The sequence below is a fragment of the Pseudorhizobium sp. NPDC055634 genome (assembly GCF_053618655.1).
Genome location: NZ_JBSHHW010000020.1, coordinates 1 through 1,299, shown reverse-complemented (window position 1 = coordinate 1,299; position 1,299 = coordinate 1). Strand labels below are relative to the sequence as shown.

Below are 1,299 nucleotides of genomic sequence, written 5' to 3'. Positions count from 1 at the left end.
TGCCCGACCTGAGAGATAGGTGACGAAACGTACCGGATACATGGGTAACACTTTCCGTTTTGCGGGAGGTGTTGATGCCGTGGAAAGAGATTTCGGTTATGGAGGAACGCCTGCGATTTGTCGCCCGCCTGCTTGAGGGCGAAGGCATGAGCGAGGTGTGCCGAGCGTTTGGCATCTCCCGCAAGACTGGCTACAAGATCTTCAACCGCTACAAGGACGACGGCCTGGAAGCGCTGACCGATCGATCTCGGCGGCCGGTGCGCTATGCCAATCAGTTGCCGGATCCGGTTGAGGCCATGATTGTTCGCCTCAAGCGAGAGAAGCCATACTGGGGTGCCAGGAAAATCCGGGAGTTGCTCATCAAGCGTCTTGCCGGCGATGTTCGCATTCCAGCAAAGAGCACGGTGCATGCTGTGCTCGATCGCCACGGCCTTGTGAGCCAGGCCCGCAAGCGGAACCGGGCAAACAAGGCCGAGGGCACGCAGCTGTCCCAAGCGCTCGAACCCAATGACCTGTGGTGCGTAGACTTCAAGGGCGAGTTCAAGCTCGGCAATGGCCGCTACTGTTACCCTCTGACGGTCACAGATCAGGTCTCACGATATCTTCTTGGCTGCGAAGCCTTTGAGTCGACACGCGAGCAAGGTGTCTTCGACGCCTTGCGAAGGATCTTTTCTGAATTCGGCTTGCCTGCCGCCATTCGTTCAGACAATGGCCTGCCTTTCGCCAGTCCCAATGGCCTCTATAATCTGTCTAAGCTGTCGGTGTGGTGGCTGCGACTGGGGATCAGCCTCGAACGCATCCGTCCTGGCCATCCACAACAGAACGGACGCCATGAACGCATGCATCTGACCCTGAAGAAGGAGGCGACCCGGCCGCCAGCCACGAACACGCTGCAGCAGCAGGCCCGCTTTGATGCATTCGTCAGCGAATTCAATCAGGAACGGCCGCACGAGGCGTTGAACATGAAAGTGCCCGCAGATCTCTACGTCGCATCCTCACGACCCTACGAGGGCCTGCCAGAGATCGACTATCCTTTCCACGACAGGGAAGCAATCGTCACCAACTGCGGGCGCCTGTGCATCTATCGCAAGAAGATCAACATCTCGACCGTGCTCGCCGGACAGAAACTCGGAATCAAGGAAGTCGACGATGGGATTTGGATCGTCAGTTTCATGCACTATGATCTGGGATATATCGATCTCGAGCAGAGAACCTTGCAAACCATCGACAACCCGTTCGGCACGAGGTTGTCACCCATGTCTTAGGTACAAACCGTTACCTATGTATCCGGATCGGACA

1 protein-coding gene is annotated in these 1,299 nt (G+C 56.9%); it reads left to right on the top strand.

The features are described 5' to 3' along the window. Window positions 1-74 precede the first annotated feature (74 nt). Window positions 75-1,265 (top strand): IS481 family transposase, encoded by a 1,191-nt coding sequence (locus ACWGPT_RS19845; protein WP_452607360.1) that lies wholly within the window; start codon window positions 75-77, stop codon window positions 1,263-1,265. The last annotated feature ends 34 nt before the right edge of the window (window positions 1,266-1,299 follow it).